Source organism: Mesorhizobium sp. ES1-4, from assembly GCF_020164745.1.
GTDB lineage: Bacteria > Pseudomonadota > Alphaproteobacteria > Rhizobiales > Rhizobiaceae > Mesorhizobium.
This window is the reverse complement of record NZ_JAIUGV010000020.1, coordinates 61,722-77,441: the sequence shown is the minus strand read 5'-3', so window position 1 is coordinate 77,441 and position 15,720 is coordinate 61,722. Positions and strand designations below refer to the sequence as shown.

Sequence of the window (15,720 nt, the reverse complement as noted above, 5' to 3'; positions counted from 1 at the left end):
CGCCATCGCCTTCGCCCAGGAACGCCGGAAGCCATCAGCACTGAATTGCCTGGCGTCGCCGACCAGATCCGGCCCATGGTGCCAAGCTCACCCTCATCATGGACGACGCCGAGCCCGACCCCATCATCCTTGGCGCCGGCTCGGCTGGGCCGCACGCAAGGCGCCGAGCACCGAGCGGACGGCACCGATATCTGAGCCGCGGGGCTGGGTCGCTGACCTGAAAATCAACCGACCGTGGCGGAACTCGAATCTCGGTGCGTTCTCGAAGCGCCATTCGGATCCCACTGGTTTCTTGCCGAAGGTGATCGCAATGGCTTCGGGTCCCACATCGATCTTGCTGATGCCCTGTTCCGCCGCGGCTATGCGCAACCTGGTAAATTCCAGTAAATCCGCTACTTCGGCGGGCATCTCTCCAAAGCGGTCCTCGAGTTCTTCGCCGAATGCGTCAAGGTCCGTCTCGGAGGTCATGCGAGACAGCCTCGCATAAAGGCCCACACGAACCGTGGGCTCGCTGACGTAGCTTTCAGGAAAGGTCCCGTTTCCGGTGCCGTTGATGTCGGCAAGCTGCCTGTCGGGATCGGCCCCTCCTCCAGCCATCGAGACCGCCCGCTTCAGCAAATGCTGATAAAGGCCCGCGCCGATCAGTTTCATGTGCCCGGCTTGATCTTCGCCGAAGAGATCTCCTGCCCCGCGCAGGTCGAGGTCCCTTTGACTGATCGCCAGGCCGGAGCCAAGCCGATCGAGCGCAATCATGGTCGAAAGTCGAGCTCTTGTGCCTTCGGCCAGTTCGACGCCAGGCTCGGTCAGAAGAAAGGCAATGGCCTGCACCGCTCCCCTTCCGACCCGGCCGCGAAGCTGGTGCAACTGTGCCAGACCGAACCTGTCCGCCCGCCAGATCAGAATGGTGTTGGCCCGCGGTACGTCGAGGCCGCTCTCGATGATGTTGGTGCTCAACAGGACGTCGCCGTCACCGTCAGCGAACCCCACCATGATTTCGTCCAGTTGTCCTCCTTTCATTTCGCCATGCGCCGTCTTAACGGCGAGTTCCGGCACCAGCCTGTTTAGCTGCTGGCGAACCGGATCGATGTCTTCGATGCGCGGAACCACCAGGAAACTCTGTCCGCCCCGGCGAAATTCGCGCAAAAGGGCGGCTCTTACCGAAGCTGGATCGAAGGGCGCCAGGATTGTACGGACGGGCCGTCTTTTGGCGGGCGGAGAGTTGAGGACGCTGACCTCCTGGATACCCGACATCGCCGATTGCAGCGTCCGCGGTATCGGCGTGGCGCTCATGCTCAGCGTATGAAGGCGGGACGCCATGTTCCGCAGCGCCCGCTTCAACTTGACGCCGAACCGGTGCTCCTCGTCGACCACCAGCAGTCCGAGATTGGCGAAGGTGACGCTCTTGGCCGCCAGGGCTTGCGTACCCACAACCACCGCGACTTGGCCGCTCCGCAGCCGCTCCTTGACCGTTCTCGCCTCCGCCACTCCAACCATTCTTGATAGGTGGGCGACCTCGAGCCCTGTGTCCGCAAACCGGCGGCTGAACGTCTCATAGTGCTGGCGTGCCAGCACGGTTGTCGGCGTTATGACCGCAACCTGCTTGCCACAGAGCGCCGCGGCGGCGCAGGCACGCAGGGCCACCTCTGTCTTTCCGAAGCCGACGTCTCCGCAGACAAGCCGCTTCATTGTCTTCCCCGACGACAAGTCGTCGAGCACTTCGCAGATGGCGGCAGCCTGGTCGGGAGTCTCGGTGTAGGGAAATTTCGCCGCAAACCGGGCCAGGTCCGCGCGGGAGGGTTTTATGATCTCGGCTGGCTGGCTGGACCTGGCTTTCGCAAGGCTCACCAGACGCTTGGCTATCCTGTCGATGTCGCGCAGCGCAGCCTTGCGTCGACTTAGCCACCCGTCGCTGTTCAAGCGATCGAGCGGCACCGCATCGGGATCCGACCCGTAGCGCCATATCCGCCCAAACTCATCGATCGGAACCAGCAAGGAAGCTCCGCCATGATATTCCAGCCTGACGACATCCTGTTGTTGGCCGGCCAAGTCGACCTGTTCGACCGCCACAAGCGCGGCCAGTCCATGATCCTCATGCACGACGACATCGCCAATGCGCAACTCGGGTTCGAGCATACTGGTGGCCGCGCCGGCGTTTGCCTTCAAAGCCGGGCCAAATAGGTCGGTCGCGGCCACCATCGCTATACAGGATCGCTCGTCGGCGAATCCTTCGTCGATGACGAATTCAGCCTTGAGAAGAGAGCCGCTTGCGGCCGAACGGATTTGCGGCCAGTCCGCCGCCGCTTCCATACGCCGGCCAAGCTTCCGATCGAGCAGACGATCCGCTCGCTGCAGTTCAGGGGCCTCTCCCGTGAACACCACACGGACACCCGACCTTGTCTGTCTTTGCACAAACTCGGCAAATTGATCTCGGGATCGCGCTTGCCGATAGAACTTGGGAACTCGGGTGGAGGAAACAGTAGGACTTGTTCTGCAGCGTTTACGAACTGCGGCGTCCCATTCCTCACGCGACAGGTAAAATTGTTCCGGCAAGGGTTTTGTTGGCCCGGCAACCTCCTGCCTGCCACGACGCGCGTCTTCGATCAGGTCCAGAAACCGGTCGAGTGGCGGGCCTTCGAGCCCTTCTGGCAAGGAGACCGAGCCGCTGGATGCAAGATCGAAGAACGATGGCATACTGCCATACAAGGCGACAAGGCGTTCTTCCATCGACGTCGCGCGCATGGCCGCCAACTCGGGATGGTTCCCCGTTTCAAAAATCAGTTCGGACGCCGGTCCAACCGTGATCGACTCACGCGATTGTTCGCTAAGCTGGCTGATCGGGTCGTATGTCCTGAGTTCTCGGATGCAGCTATCCGGACCGAGGACAACACGAACGGGGTGATCGGCGCCGGCGGGAAAAATATCCATTAGGTCGCCCCGAAAGGCTATCTCTCCCGGTTCATCGACTCTCTCATCGACACCGTATCCAATCGCCTCAGCTCTCGTGCGGAAATCATCCGGGTCGAACTTTTGTCCGGGCTCCAGAATTGTGAAGCCGCTGGCAATGACTGGTGCGGGGGGCACCCGCTGCAGAGTGGTCTCGATCGACAGAACCACGACGCGCGGACCTTGGGGCTGGCTTGCGATCTCGCTCAGCGCGCGGAGCCTTTTCCCCATATTGGCGCGTGTCGGCCACACCCTGTCGTAAGGCAGGCAGTCCCAGGAGGGCAGGAAGATGTTCTCCGCGCCCGGCAGGAACTGACGCAGAGCTTCAGCGATGTCTTCGGCACTGCGTTCCGAGGCGGCTATGTGAACAATGTATTTGTTCGGATTGTCCTCCAGCGAGTCGGCCAGAGCCGCCGCAATCGCCGCAGAAGGCGGGACGCCCTGTTCTCTCGGAAGATCTCTGTCATTCGCCGGATGATCGGTTTGCTCGATAATTTCCGTCCGCGAAATAGGTCTGTTCACTGAAGTCTTACCTTGCACCAGTGGGGAACGTCAGCGGAGCAACCCTGTTCCTGCAAATGCACATTAAAGGGTCCAGGCAGTGGAGGCGCGTACGATTGATCGCATTCTGCCAAACCGAATCCTAAGCGGAAGCGCGGACGAGTCTGATCGACCTTGTTCCGGCATTGCGGGCGTTCGCACGCTCGCTCTGCGCCAGCATTGACGAAGCTGACTCGTCTTTTGCTCAAGGTTTCTCCCCATCCCCAGAAGCTTGCTGGAGTCTGTCTCATCACCTGACGGGAATCGACGTTCTCGGCCAGTTGCGGCAGTTTCTGGTCGACCGGTGTCGAAACATCCAATCGCTCTGTCAATGCAGCCACCATTTCGATGAGCCGCGTGGTTTCGTGCTCGTTGAGAAGGCTGATGCAAATCCCAGCTCCGCTCGGCGCTCGCTGTGTTCAGATATTCTGTTCTGACTGATAACCACGAAAGTGGACAGGAGGATTGCCTCGACCGAGGCGGCCATGGCCAGGATGACGAAGGTCGGATCCCAAGCTGGGGCGGGAATCGCGCCAGGGTTTGCAACAATCCAGGCGACAAGAATTGCAAGGTGCAAATAGACAAAGCTCATGCTTCCCGCGAAGCGCGAAATGGCGCCTGCAATTCGCACCTGAAGATCTTCGTGCTCCTCTTGTTGCCGCCCGTGGCGACGCGAAGCGGTCTGATCGAGCCGCGTTCGCAAGCCGGCTGGATCGTTGTCGTGGCAATGTGTAGAACTGTCGAGGAGAGGTGCGACCGAAATCAGCGTCGTGACAACGGTGCGGAAAACGATGCACCCGACAACCGCTTTCCGACACGTCTCAAGGCAGTTCGACCATGCAACCGTCAGGCGAAAACGATCAAGGTTCGGAAGGGAACCCTGGTGATCCAGCGCTTTCTGGCAGCCCAGCACCAAGCCGCGGCATGGCCAAATCGGTAAACTGCTCATGTGCCAGAGCCGGAACTTGCTTCATGATCGAAAGTTTGTTGATGATGGCGCATCAACCGATCATCAGCGTTCTCACCTCGATTGGCCCGAAACTTCTCGGCCTGCGGCATGGCATGGAGCAGCTAATCTCCTCGCCGGTCGATGATGCCGTACGGGCATAGCATCGCGATGACCGGGCGATCCACGCCAGGTTGCGTGAGGAGTTGCAAGCAAACAGTTCGGCTTCAAAAGTCACCCGCATCGAAGACAAGGAACCGGAGGAAATTGAAAACCATCGCAGCCGCGAACAGCAGGGAGATTGATATGTGCAATTTCCCCTCGCGGCACCACCGGCAGGTGCGGCACCCTTGAGGTCGGGGCGAAATCAGGAGAGGCTGGTCGGCGGGCTAAAATATGCGGCCGTCGCCCTCATCGCCACTCTGGTCACCTTGCTAGCAGTCAACTCGATCCCTGAGACGCGTGCGATCCGCATGATCGTACCGCACCATTTCTATGCGGCAGATCCTCAATTCGCGAGAAGCATGAGCAACTACTCGCAAGGGCAGATATTCGGTGCGAACGCCGTGCAGACTCTGGTCAATGGTGACGAGATTTTTCCAGCCATGCTGCACTCAATCCGTTCGGCCCGATTGACCGTCGATTTGGAAACCTACATCTATTGGTCGGGATCGGTCGGTTACGAATTCGCAGCGGCCTTGGCCACCAAAGCGCGCGAGGGCGTCGAAGTGCGGGTGCTCGTCGACTGGCTTGGCAGTCTCCCGTTTGACGAGAAGCTGATCAGGATCATGACAAGTGCGGGGGTGCAGTTCCAGCGCTACCGGCCGATCTCCTGGTACACGCTCGACCGTATAAACAACCGGACGCATCGCAAGCTTCTCATCGTTGACGGAAAGGTCGCCTTCACAGGCGGCGTCGGCATTGCAGACAACTGGTTGGGCGATGCGCGCAACCCAAATGAATGGCGCGACACGCATTACCAGATCGAAGGGCCTTCCGTAGCCGCATTCCAGGCGGCCTTCGCGGAGAACTGGTTTGAAGCCGCCGGCGAGACATTGCAGGGCGAGAAGTTCTACCCGCCGCTTGAAGCCGCGGGCGAACTCGGTGCCCAGCTTATCCTTTCCTCGCAGCCGAACGGCTCGGAGAACATGGAGCTGATGATGCTTGCCGCCATAGCCGCGGCCAAAGACCATTTGCGCATTGGCATGGCCTATTTCGTCCCGGACGACATCGCGCTCCAACAGATAATGGATGCCAGGAAAAGAGGCGTGACAGTCGACGTAATCGTTCCCAATTCGCTGTCGGATGTCCCGATTGTGCGAAAAGCCTCGCGCCATTTCTGGGGTAAATTGCTCGGGGCCGGCGTGCGGATCTACGAGTATCAGCCGACGATGTATCATCCAAAATTGCTAATCGTCGACGACGTCTGGACGAGCTTTGGTTCGACAAATCTCGACGAGCGGTCTTTGCGGTTGAATGACGAAGCCACGCTCAACGTCTACGGCAAGCAATTCGCGCAGACGCAGATCGATCTGTTCAACCAAGACCTGAAGCGGTCGAGAGAAATCAGTCTGGCCGAGTGGAGATCACGTCCATTGGTCGAGAAGCTCTCGGACTGGCTTGCCAGCCGGTTGCACACGCAGCTTTAGCGCCTCGTCCAGGGAACACGGCTAACTCATAAGCAGTGGCACGTCCTTACCAACAAGAAGACTCCCACCCCGTAAGGGACAACCAAAAGCAAGAGAGCCAGCCAGCAGGCAGGTTGAGCGATCACTGCGAAATCTGATCGAAGTTGCTTCATTGCCCCCAAACGCAAGCCAGTCGCGCTTGTTCCGCACCGCGGCAAGGTTGCCCGGCAGGATAGACGTTCGCACGTTCTGCGGCGCAACCGAATGTGCGAATGCGCGCAGGCCCATGTCGCTCACGCTACTTTAGATCGGTAAGCCCGCGACCCAAACCAAATCTTCGGGACCGCGCATTCATCCGCCAATCTAACGTCGTCTTAGGCATCTGGAACAAAGTAGCGCGTTGTCAGTTCGAATTGCGCAGCAAGTGAAATCAGTTGCATGACGGGAGCAGGGCAGACCCGTCGGCCTGGCGCTTGTTGTTCGAATTGAACAAGGAGGGGCCGTGAACAGCAGCTGGTTTTCGTCGCTGGCTTTTTGTTTCCTTGCGCTGCTACAAGATCCTGCCGGCGCGCAGACACCCTGTCCCGCCGACCACGCCACCCTGCTGTCCGCGCTGAAAGCAAATGTCAGGGCCAGCGGCGGTCCGGCGAATGGCGGATTCGAGAACAACGAATGGGCAGCAGTCGTTGCGCGTGACGGCACGGTCTGTGCTGTCGCTTTCAGCGGACCAACGGTTGACGCACAGTGGCCCGGCAGCCGGCTGATTGCTGCCGAAAAGGCCAACACGGCAAACGCGCTTAGCCTGGGGAACATGGCTCTTTCGACGGCCAATCTCTATGCTGGTGTGCAACCGGGCGGATCGCTGTTCGGCCTGCTAGCCACCAATCCCGTCAATCAGGCGACCGCCTATGCCGGCGACGCTGGGACTTTCGGCAGCCCCAACGATCCGCTGATCGGCAAGCCCATCGGGGGAGTCGTGGTGTTTGGCGGCGGTCTCGCTCTCTATGATGGCAAGACGATCGTCGGGGGACTCGGCGTCAGCGGCGATTCGTCTTGCGCCGACCACAATGTCGCCTGGCGCGTCCGGGCGGCGCTCGGTTTCGACAAGGTCCCGGCAGGCGTCAATCCCAATCGCAAGGATGCCATCATCTACGACCTGGACCCGGGGGGCAAAAGCGCGTCCGGTTGGGGTCATCCGCTTTGCGCCGGTACGGAGGCCGACATAGCCGAGGAGCTTGGCGCCGGCGTTGGGGGCGCGGTTCCCAAATGACGAGGATGCCACAGCTGGCGGCGGCCGGATTGCACGCCGGAGCAAGCATTTTTCTGGCAGTAGCGTGCCTTCCCTTTATGGCGGAGGCCGCCGAGCCTGCCTTGATCTCGCCGCCCGTTTCCGCCGCGCCACCGGACGACGGGCAATGGATGATGCCGGCCAAGAACTACGCGTCCACCCGCTACAGCGAGCTTACGGAAATCAACGAGGGCAACGTCAAGAACCTGCAGGTGGCCTTCACCTTCTCGACCGGCGTCAACAAGGGCCAGGAGGCGGCGCCGCTTGTCGTCGGCGGCACGATGTACATCGTGTCTCCCTTCCCCAACGTCGTCTACGCGCTCGACCTCACCAAGCCAGGCGCGCCGATGAAATGGAAGTTCGAACCCAATCCTGAGCCCGCGGCGCAAGGGGTTGCCTGTTGCGATGTCGTCAATCGCGGCGCGGCTTTTGCGGACAACCGCATCTTCTTCAACACCCTGGACGGTCACACCATCGCGCTCGATGCGAGCACCGGTCAGCCGATCTGGAACGCGCATATCGGCAACATCAACATCGGCGAGACCATCACCATGGCGCCGCTTGTGGTGAAAGGCAAAGTGCTGGTCGGCAATTCAGGCGGCGAGCTGGGCGTTCGCGGCTGGGTCAAGGCGCTTGACGCCGGCGATGGTCGTGTCGTGTGGACGGCCTACGGCACCGGGCCGGACAAGGACGTACTGATCGGCCCGGATTTCAAGCCGCACTACGACATGGACAAGGGCAAGGACCTGGGCGTCACGACATGGCCTCCGGACGCCTGGAAGATCGGCGGCGGTAACATGTGGGGCTGGATCTCCTACGATCCCGATCTCAACCTGATTTTCCACGGCACCGGCAATCCCGGACCGTGGAACCCGGACTTACGGCCCGGCGACAATAAATGGACCTCGGGGATCTTCGCGCGCGATCCTGATACCGGAGCGGCCAAATGGTTCTATCAGTGGAGCCCGCACGACCTCCACGACTATGACGGCATCAACGAGCAGATCCTGCTCGACATGAACTGGCAGGGCAAGCCGCGCAAGGTGCTGGTCCGGCCGGAGCGCAACGGCTACCTCTACATCCTCGATCGAACGACAGGCGAAGTCCTGTCCGCAAAGCCCTTCGGCCCCGTAAATTCCAGCAAGGGCGTCGACCTCAAGACCGGTCGGCTGATTGAAAATCCGGACAAGCAGACGGGCACCGGGAAAGTCGTCCGGGACATCTGCCCGACTGCGTCGGGCCTCAAGGACTGGCAGCCTTCCGCCTTCTCGCCAAAGACGGGCCTGCTCTACATCCCGCACAACAATCTGTGCATGGACGAAGAGGGCGTCGAAGTGAACTACATCGCCGGCACGCCCTACGTGGGCATGAACGTTCGCATGATTGCTGGGCCCGGCGGCAATCGCGGCGCTTTCACGGCCTGGGATATCGCGGCCGAGAAGCCCGCCTGGAGCGTCAAGGAGAACTTCCCGGTGTGGAGCGGCGCGGTCGTGACCGCCGGCGACGTCGTCTTTTATGGAACGATGGAGGGCTGGTTCAAAGCGGTGAGCGCGAAGACCGGCGAGCTGCTGTGGCAGTTCAAGACTTCGTCGGGCATCATCGGCCAGCCCATCACATATCGAGGTCCGGACGGACATCAATACGTGGCAATACTGTCGGGTGTCGGCGGCTGGGCTGGCGCCATCGTGTCCGGCGATCTCGATCCGCGCGACGCCACCGCCGCGCTCGGTTTCGTCAACGCGATGAAGGACCTCAAGGATGCTACAACGGCGGGAGGCACGCTCTATGTGTTCCGGCTGCCCTGACGCGCTCGATCGGACCGCGCGCTCCGCGCGAAAACCGCTGCGGAGGGCGATAGCAGGCCTCGCCTTGCTGTTGTTGCCTGCCGTTGCCGACGCGCGTGAGCTGCGCGTCTGCGCGGACCCCAACAATATGCCTTTTTCCAACGCGGCCGGTCAGGGTTTCGAAAACAAGATCGCGGAAATCATCGCTGCCGATCTCGGCGCAAAGCTGAACTATACCTGGTGGGCTCAGCGCCGCGGCTTCGTGCGCAATACACTGAAGGCGGGCCTTTGCGATCTCGTGCCCGGCACGCCGGCCAATCTCGAGATGCTGCGCACCACCGCACCGTACTATCGGTCGTCCTATGTTTTCGTCACCCGCCAGAACGGTCCGGATGTCACGTCCTTCAACGACCCGCGGTTGCGCGACATGCGCATCGGCGTTCAGCTCATCGGGGATGACGGCGCCAACTCGCCTCCGGTCCAGGCGCTGGGCCGCCGCGGCATCGTCGGACATCTCGTCGGATACCCTGTGTATGGCGATTACTCCGCTCCCAATCCTCCGGCGCGCATCGTCGACGCGGTGGCGAGCGGCGAGATAGATCTCGCCGTGGTCTGGGGCCCCCTCGCCGGCTATTTCGCCGAAAAGCAGAAGGTGCCATTGCGCGTCACGCCGGTCACGCCGCGTATCGACGGGCCGCAACTGCCCATGATCTACGACATCTCGATGGGTGTTCGGCGCGAGGACGATGCGCTGCGCAGCGATGTGAACAGCGCCCTAGCCAGGCACAAGGCCGAGATCGACGCATTGCTGTCTCAATACCGCGTGCCGCGTCTCGATGGCCCGGGGAGCCCTGTGCGATGACGCATGGCGCCGTCACGCTCCTGTTGGTGATCCTGGCGCTCACTGGATGCCAGCGCGAGGAGCGGGACACGCGCCCGCAATCAGCGCTAGGGTCAGGCGAGCAGCCGACGCCGGTGACTACACTGGAACCGGGCGGACAGCGGCCCTCTCCTGCCGATAACAAGGCCGCCAGTTTCGAGGCCAACGCCTTCCACCTGAGTGAAGGAAAGCGCCTGTTTGGCTGGTTCAACTGTTCGGGTTGTCACGCCAATGGCGGCGGCGGCATGGGGCCGGCCTTGATGGACGAGAAATGGCTTTATGGCAGTTCGATCGAAAGCATCCATGCCACGATCCGCGATGGGCGGCCGAAAGGAATGCCAAGCTTCCACGACAAAATCCCCGATGACCAGATTTGGGAGCTTGCCGCCTTCGTTCGCTCGCTGAGCGGAAATGTGCCCTCGTCCGCCGCGCCGCAGCGCAATGACGACATGATGCCGCATCCGTCGGAAAACCGCCTGCCGGATGCCGCCACGCTGGGCAAATCGCCGTGAAACGCCCTGCGTTGACCGGGTTCGCCATGGCCTGCGTCCTGTTTCTGCAGGGATGCGCTGGATGGCAATCAGCGCTCGATCCGAAAGGTCCCGCGGCCAATGAGCTGGCATGGCTCATTTGGTTTTTCACCGCGCTCTGCGCGCTGATCTGGGTGCTGGTGATGATCGCTCTCGCCGCACCGCTGTTGATGCGGCCTCGAGCACCTTCCGAGCCGCTCGTGCTGAATGCCGGGGCCGAGCATCGCAAGTTGCGGGTTGTCTTGATCGCCGTCGCGATGACCGTGTCGGTAGTGGTCGGACTGACCTTGTTGAGCTTCTTCGCCAACAGAACGCTTGCGGCGATCGGCTCTGGCGCTGCGCTGACCATTCGCGTCACAGGCCACCAATGGTGGTGGGAGGTGCGCTATGAGGATGCCACGCCAAACCGCATCCTGACGACAGCAAACGAGATTCACATTCCAGCCGGGGAGCCCGTACGGCTTCTGCTGACCTCGACGGACGTGATTCACTCCTTCTGGGTCCCAAGCCTCTCCGGTAAGCTCGACCTCATCCCCGGCCGTATTAATGTGCTCGACATCAAAGCCGACAAGCCCGGCGTATATCGCGGCCAGTGCGCCGAGTTCTGCGGTGCGCAGCATGCGAATATGGGCACCTTCATCATCGCCGAGCCGCGGGCAAGGTTCGACGCCTGGTGGAACGACCAGTTGCGGCCAGCGCGCTCTCCAGCGAGCGGCGAGGCCAAGACTGGCGAGGACCTCTTCCTCCACCGTCCCTGCGTGATGTGCCACAGGATCGGGGGCACTCCAGCGGGAGGAACTGTGGCGCCCGATCTCACGCATATTGCCAGCCGGCGCACGCTCGCCGCCGGCACGTTGACGATGAGCCGCGGCAATCTCGCCGCCTGGATAGCCGATCCGCAGGGTGTGAAGCCCGGCGCCCACATGCCGGTCATGGAGCTCAACGGCGACGAGCTCAACGCCATCGTTGCCTATCTCGAGGGCCTGAAATGAGCAGCGCGGATGTGACGAGCGAACGCGACCTGCCGCCGGAACGCGCGACCGTCACCAAAGGCGACCTGGCTCCCGAGCAGGACGGACCGCGCGACTCCGGCATGGATGACGCCAGCCTCCACCGCTGGCTCGCGCGGACATGGCGCACGCCTCCCGGCATCGTCGGCGCCCTGTCGAGCGTCGACCACAAAGTCATAGCACGGCGCTATCTGATAACCGCTTTCGTGTTTCTGTGCCTGGGCGGGTTGAACGCGGTTGCCATGCGAATCCAGCTCTCGGGCCCGCAGCGCGGACTGATCGGGCCGGACCTCTACAACCAGCTGTTCACGATGCACGGCGTCACCATGATGTTCCTGTTCGCGGTGCCTATCGTGCAGGCGGCGGGGATCTATCTGGTGCCGCTGATGGTTGGCACCCGCAACATCGCCTTCCCGCGACTCAATGCATTCGGATACTGGATCTACGTCTCGGGCGGAGCCTTTGTCTGGATCTCATTCCTTCTCAACATGGCGCCGGATGTCGGCTGGTTCGCCTACGTGCCCCTGTCTGGACCGGAATTTTCTCCCGGCAAGCGGGCCGATGTCTGGGCGCAAATGATCACCTATACCGAAGTGTCGTCACTTGCGCTCGCCGTCGCCACCATAGTCACCGTTTTCAAGCAGCGGGCGCCCGGCATGTCGCTGGACAAGATACCGCTCTTTGTTTGGGCACTGCTGGTCACGTCCTTCGTCGTCGTCTTCGCGATGCCGGCAGTCATGATCACCTCCACGTTCCTGATTCTCGACCGGCTCGTCGGCACCCACATTTTCAATCCCGCGGAGGGCGGCGACGCCCTGCTGTTCCAGCATCTGTTCTGGTTCTTCGGCCACCCCGAGGTCTACATCATCTTCTTGCCGGCGACAGGTATGGTCTCCTCGATCATTCCCGCTTTTGCCCGGCGACCGACATTCGGCCATCTCGGGCTGGTCCTGTCGCTGATCGCGGTCGGATTCCTGTCGTTCGGCCTCTGGGTGCACCATATGTTTGCGACGGGATTGCCAAAGCTCGGGGCGAGCTTCTTCACCGCGTCCAGCATGCTGATCGCAATCCCCAACGGTGTGCAAATCTTCTGCTGGCTGGCGACCTTGTGGGATGGCAGGCCGGTGATCCGGACGCCTTTGCTGTTCGTCTTCGGCTTCTTCTTCATGTTCGTCATCGGCGGCCTCACCGGCGTCATGCTCGCCTCGGTGCCGCTCGACCTCCAGGTGCACGACACCTATTTCGTGGTCGCCCACTTCCACTACGTGCTGATCGGCGGATCGGTATTCCCGCTGCTGGGGGCCGCCTATTTCTGGTTCCCCAAGATCACCGGACGCATGATGAGCGAACGTCTCGGACGCTGGCATTTCGGGCTGGCCTTCATCGGATTCAACGCGGCCTTCTTCCCGATGCATCTTGTCGGCCTGTGGGGCATGCCGCGCAGGGTCTATACCTATCCGGCGGAGCTTGGCTGGGGCAACATAAACCTGTTCATCAGCACCGGCGCGGTGCTGTTCTTCCTGAGTTTCGTGCTGTTCACGTTCAACCTTATACATGGCGCGTTGAAAGGGGCGCCGGCCGGGGACAATCCCTGGGATGCCGGTACCCTCGAATGGGCCACGTCCTCGCCGCCTCCGAGCTATAATTTCAGGCGCATTCCGGTCGTGACGAATGTCGAGCCCCTGTGGGCCGAACGAGAAGCGCTTCCCGTCGCGACCGGCCTCCGCGTCGACGTCCGCGAGTTGCTCGTCTCCACGGTGGCGGAAGCCTATCCCGACATTCGGGAGAAATCGGCGACTCCTTCAATCTGGCCGCTGCTGGCCGCCATCGCCGTCGGCGGCACTTTCCTCTACTCGATCTTCACGCCGTGGGCGATCGTCTGGGGCGCAGTGCCGATAGCGGTCACGCTTGTCGGCTGGTTCTGGCCCAAAGGCGATCCGGAGGACGAGCAATGAACCAGCGGCCCGTCGCCGACCTTTCCGGCCTGCCCACGTTCGGACATGGTCCACGCAGTCCGACATGGTGGGGCACGCTTGGCTTCATGGCGCTGGAAGGGACGGGCTTCGCGCTGGCGGCCGGCGCTTATCTCTATCTAGCGATGTCATGGCCCAACTGGCGCCTCAGCGCCCCCGAACCCAACCATTGGCCTGGCACGATCGTCACCCTGTTGCTGATCGCCAGCCTGGTGCCGAACCATATCCTCAAACGCTACGCCGAGCATTGCGCGATCTCGCCGGTGCGGATCGGCATGGTCGTGATGTGCCTGTTCGGTCTCGCCCCGCTGGTCGTGCGCTGGTTCGAGTTTCCGGCGTTGAACATCTACTGGGACACAAATGCGTACGGGTCGATGCTTTGGGTGCTGCTTGGGCTGCACACCACGCATCTGATCACCGATGTGGGCGACACGATCGTGCTGACCGTGCTCATGTTCACCCGCCATGGCTACAGCGGCCGGCGCTTCGGCGACGTCGGCGACAACGTCTTCTACTGGGACTTCGTGGTTCTCACCTGGATCCCGATCTACTTGCTCATCTACTGGGTGCCGAGGTTAGGCTGATGCGCGCGCTACGGTTGGGAACCTCCTGGGGCGGCCTTCTGTCAGGGCCTTTGGCCTGGGCAATCTCGACGCAGCTGAACTACGCGCTGGTCCCCTGGCAGTGCAATCGCCAAGTCCCGGTCGTGCTTCCGACAGCATTGGTGCTAGCCTTGCTTTCGCTTCTCGGCGGCGTGCTTTCGTGGCGGGCAAAGCGGCAGGGGGGCGCGGCGTTCAAGCCGGAGCGCACGCGCGGCACCGAGCAATTCGTCGCCGACCTCGGCATTCTTGCCGCTTTGTTCTTTTCCCTTGTCATTGTCATGCAGGGTTGCGCAGCGCTGATCCTCGACGAGTGCCTGCGATGAGCTTCGAAGCGTTCTTCTCAACCTCGATTTGCTACGGCGCAGGCGCGCCCGAAGCGGGATGGACCCTCGCGTTTCCCATCACGCTCCCTTTGGCCGCAATTGCGCTCGTTTATGCGATCGGAGCCAGCCGGCTGTGGCGCCGCAGCAGCCGGGGTCGCCCCGAGCGGACACGACAGGCTTTGTTGTTCGCCGCCGGCTGGGGCGTGCTGACAGGGGCGCTGGTTACCCCGATCCACGCGCTTGGCGAGCGGGTGTTTGCAGCCCACATGATCGAGCATGAACTGCTCATGGCGGTAGCGGCGCCGCTCCTCGTCGCCGCCTGCCCCGGCGCAGCGTTGATATGGGCATTGCCAGCCGCACTGCGCCGACGGACGGCAGGGCTAACGCACCGCAGCGTTCTCCAGGCGATCTGGGCCGTTGCCAGCCGGCCCCTCAACGCAACCATCATCCACGGTGTGACGATCTGGATCTGGCACATCCCCGTCCTGTTCGAGGCCGCGCTTCAGCAGGGCGTGCTGCATTACGCCCAGCATGCGAGCTTCCTCGGCACCGGCCTGCTGTTCTGGTGGGTGATCCTGCCGCGTTCCGGCCGCCAGCAGGCCTATGGCAGCGGGGTGATGCATCTCTTCCTCACTTCACTGCACACCGGTCTGCTTGGCGTGCTTTTACTGTTGTCGCCCAAGCTCTGGTATCCGCAGAATGCCGTTGGCGCGGCGCTCTGGGGGCTAAGCCCTATCGAAGACCAGCAGCTCGCCGGACTGGTGATGTGGGTTCCGGCTGGCCTGATCTATGGCGGAGCCGCTGTGCTGCTCGCCGGCCTCTGGATAAGCAAGAGCGGAATCAGGGAGGCAAACCATGCGCTTCGACCTGGCTAGGATGGTCGGCGGCGGGCTCGCCGCGATCCTGCTGCTGACCGCGGCAGTCGCCGCGGCGACGTTGTGGTCCAACCGAGGTGATCGTGTCCGGCATGAATCGGACGTGGCGACCGGCGGCGTGGGCACGCGCGCCATTCCGATCATGATCGCGAACGGCTGCTCCGGATGCCATACGATCTCCGGCGTGCCGGGGGCACAAGGCCAGGTTGGTCCGCGCCTCGATGCCAGCCTTGCCGACCGGGTCTTTATCGGCGGCGTGCTGGCGAACAATCCAGAGAATCTGATCCGCTGGATACGAGCGGCCAGAGAGATCAATCCGCATACGGCGATGCCGTCCACGAGGATCACCGAGCAGCAGGCGCGCGATATCGCCGCCTACCTCTACGCCCTAAGATGAT

General features: G+C 62.0%; 14 protein-coding genes. 12 read left to right on the top strand and 2 right to left on the bottom strand.

Annotated features, from left to right (window positions below; all coding sequences use genetic code 11):
• Nucleotides 1–123: 123 nt before the first annotated feature.
• Nucleotides 124–3,465, bottom strand: coding sequence for a DEAD/DEAH box helicase (locus tag LB556_RS28010; RefSeq protein ID WP_224570811.1), 3,342 nt, complete (start codon nt 3,463–3,465; stop codon nt 124–126).
• A 346-nt stretch (nt 3,466–3,811) separates the two neighbouring features.
• Nucleotides 3,812–4,432: a DUF1003 domain-containing protein gene (locus LB556_RS28005; RefSeq protein WP_224570810.1), complete on the bottom strand. Its 621-nt coding sequence runs from the start codon at nt 4,430–4,432 to the stop codon at nt 3,812–3,814.
• Nucleotides 4,433–4,455: 23 nt separating this feature from the next.
• Between LB556_RS28005 and LB556_RS28000 the strand changes: the two genes are divergently transcribed.
• The 12 genes from LB556_RS28000 (at nt 4,456) to LB556_RS27945 (ending at nt 15,719) form a co-directional block, all read left to right on the top strand.
• Nucleotides 4,456–4,593 carry a hypothetical protein gene (locus tag LB556_RS28000; protein ID WP_224570809.1) on the top strand — a complete coding sequence of 46 codons (138 nt, stop codon included), beginning with the start codon at nt 4,456–4,458 and terminating at the stop codon, nt 4,591–4,593.
• Between the two features lie 144 nt (nt 4,594–4,737).
• The gene (locus LB556_RS27995; protein WP_224570808.1) at nt 4,738–6,078 is read left to right on the top strand and encodes a phospholipase D-like domain-containing protein; all 1,341 of its coding nucleotides are present in this window, start codon (nt 4,738–4,740) and stop codon (nt 6,076–6,078) included.
• Between the two features lie 481 nt (nt 6,079–6,559).
• Nucleotides 6,560–7,327 carry a heme-binding protein gene (locus tag LB556_RS27990; protein ID WP_411908623.1) on the top strand — a complete coding sequence of 256 codons (768 nt, stop codon included), beginning with the start codon at nt 6,560–6,562 and terminating at the stop codon, nt 7,325–7,327.
• Nucleotides 7,328–7,404: 77 nt separating this feature from the next.
• Complete coding sequence (locus LB556_RS27985; protein WP_224570807.1) at nt 7,405–9,150, top strand: methanol/ethanol family PQQ-dependent dehydrogenase; 1,746 nt, start codon at nt 7,405–7,407, stop codon at nt 9,148–9,150.
• Nucleotides 9,131–9,991: a substrate-binding domain-containing protein gene (locus LB556_RS27980; protein ID WP_224570806.1), complete on the top strand. Its 861-nt coding sequence runs from the start codon at nt 9,131–9,133 to the stop codon at nt 9,989–9,991. The genes LB556_RS27985 and LB556_RS27980 overlap by 20 nt, the downstream gene beginning before the upstream one ends.
• A complete protein-coding gene (locus LB556_RS27975; protein WP_224570805.1) occupies nt 9,988–10,521 on the top strand; it encodes a c-type cytochrome in 534 nt (177 codons plus the stop codon). Before LB556_RS27980 ends, LB556_RS27975 begins: the two co-directional genes overlap by 4 nt.
• Before the next feature lie 26 nt (nt 10,522–10,547).
• A complete protein-coding gene (coxB, locus tag LB556_RS27970; RefSeq protein ID WP_263485568.1) occupies nt 10,548–11,531 on the top strand; it encodes a cytochrome c oxidase subunit II in 984 nt (327 codons plus the stop codon).
• Nucleotides 11,528–13,504, top strand: a complete 1,977-nt coding sequence (gene ctaD, locus LB556_RS27965; RefSeq protein ID WP_224570803.1) for a cytochrome c oxidase subunit I — start codon at nt 11,528–11,530, stop codon at nt 13,502–13,504. The genes coxB and ctaD overlap by 4 nt, the downstream gene beginning before the upstream one ends.
• Nucleotides 13,501–14,106, top strand: coding sequence for a heme-copper oxidase subunit III (locus LB556_RS27960; protein ID WP_224570802.1), 606 nt, complete (start codon nt 13,501–13,503; stop codon nt 14,104–14,106). The genes ctaD and LB556_RS27960 overlap by 4 nt, the downstream gene beginning before the upstream one ends.
• Entirely contained in the window at nt 14,106–14,447 is a 342-nt protein-coding gene (locus LB556_RS27955) for a hypothetical protein (protein WP_224570801.1), read from the top strand. The genes LB556_RS27960 and LB556_RS27955 overlap by 1 nt, the downstream gene beginning before the upstream one ends.
• Entirely contained in the window at nt 14,444–15,322 is an 879-nt protein-coding gene (locus LB556_RS27950) for a cytochrome c oxidase assembly protein (protein ID WP_224570800.1), read from the top strand. Before LB556_RS27955 ends, LB556_RS27950 begins: the two co-directional genes overlap by 4 nt.
• A complete protein-coding gene (locus LB556_RS27945; protein ID WP_224570799.1) occupies nt 15,303–15,719 on the top strand; it encodes a c-type cytochrome in 417 nt (138 codons plus the stop codon). The genes LB556_RS27950 and LB556_RS27945 overlap by 20 nt, the downstream gene beginning before the upstream one ends.
• Nucleotide 15,720: the final 1 nt, after the last annotated feature.

Bases quoted from the DNA above. Each gene is read 5' to 3' on its own strand.
- coxB (WP_263485568.1), top strand. From the start codon at position 10,548: ATGGCCTGCGTCCTGTTTCTGCAGGGATGCGCTGGATGGCAATCAGCG.
- ctaD (WP_224570803.1), top strand. From the start codon at position 11,528: ATGAGCAGCGCGGATGTGACGAGCGAACGCGACCTGCCGCCGGAACGC.
- LB556_RS28005 (WP_224570810.1), bottom strand. From the start codon at position 4,432: ATGAGCAGTTTACCGATTTGGCCATGCCGCGGCTTGGTGCTGGGCTGC.
- LB556_RS27945 (WP_224570799.1), top strand. From the start codon at position 15,303: ATGCGCTTCGACCTGGCTAGGATGGTCGGCGGCGGGCTCGCCGCGATC.
- LB556_RS27955 (WP_224570801.1), top strand. From the start codon at position 14,106: ATGCGCGCGCTACGGTTGGGAACCTCCTGGGGCGGCCTTCTGTCAGGG.
- LB556_RS27980 (WP_224570806.1), top strand. From the start codon at position 9,131: ATGTGTTCCGGCTGCCCTGACGCGCTCGATCGGACCGCGCGCTCCGCG.
- LB556_RS27985 (WP_224570807.1), top strand. From the start codon at position 7,405: ATGGCGGAGGCCGCCGAGCCTGCCTTGATCTCGCCGCCCGTTTCCGCC.
- LB556_RS28000 (WP_224570809.1), top strand. From the start codon at position 4,456: ATGATCGAAAGTTTGTTGATGATGGCGCATCAACCGATCATCAGCGTT.
- LB556_RS27960 (WP_224570802.1), top strand. From the start codon at position 13,501: ATGAACCAGCGGCCCGTCGCCGACCTTTCCGGCCTGCCCACGTTCGGA.
- LB556_RS27950 (WP_224570800.1), top strand. From the start codon at position 14,444: ATGAGCTTCGAAGCGTTCTTCTCAACCTCGATTTGCTACGGCGCAGGC.
- LB556_RS27975 (WP_224570805.1), top strand. From the start codon at position 9,988: ATGACGCATGGCGCCGTCACGCTCCTGTTGGTGATCCTGGCGCTCACT.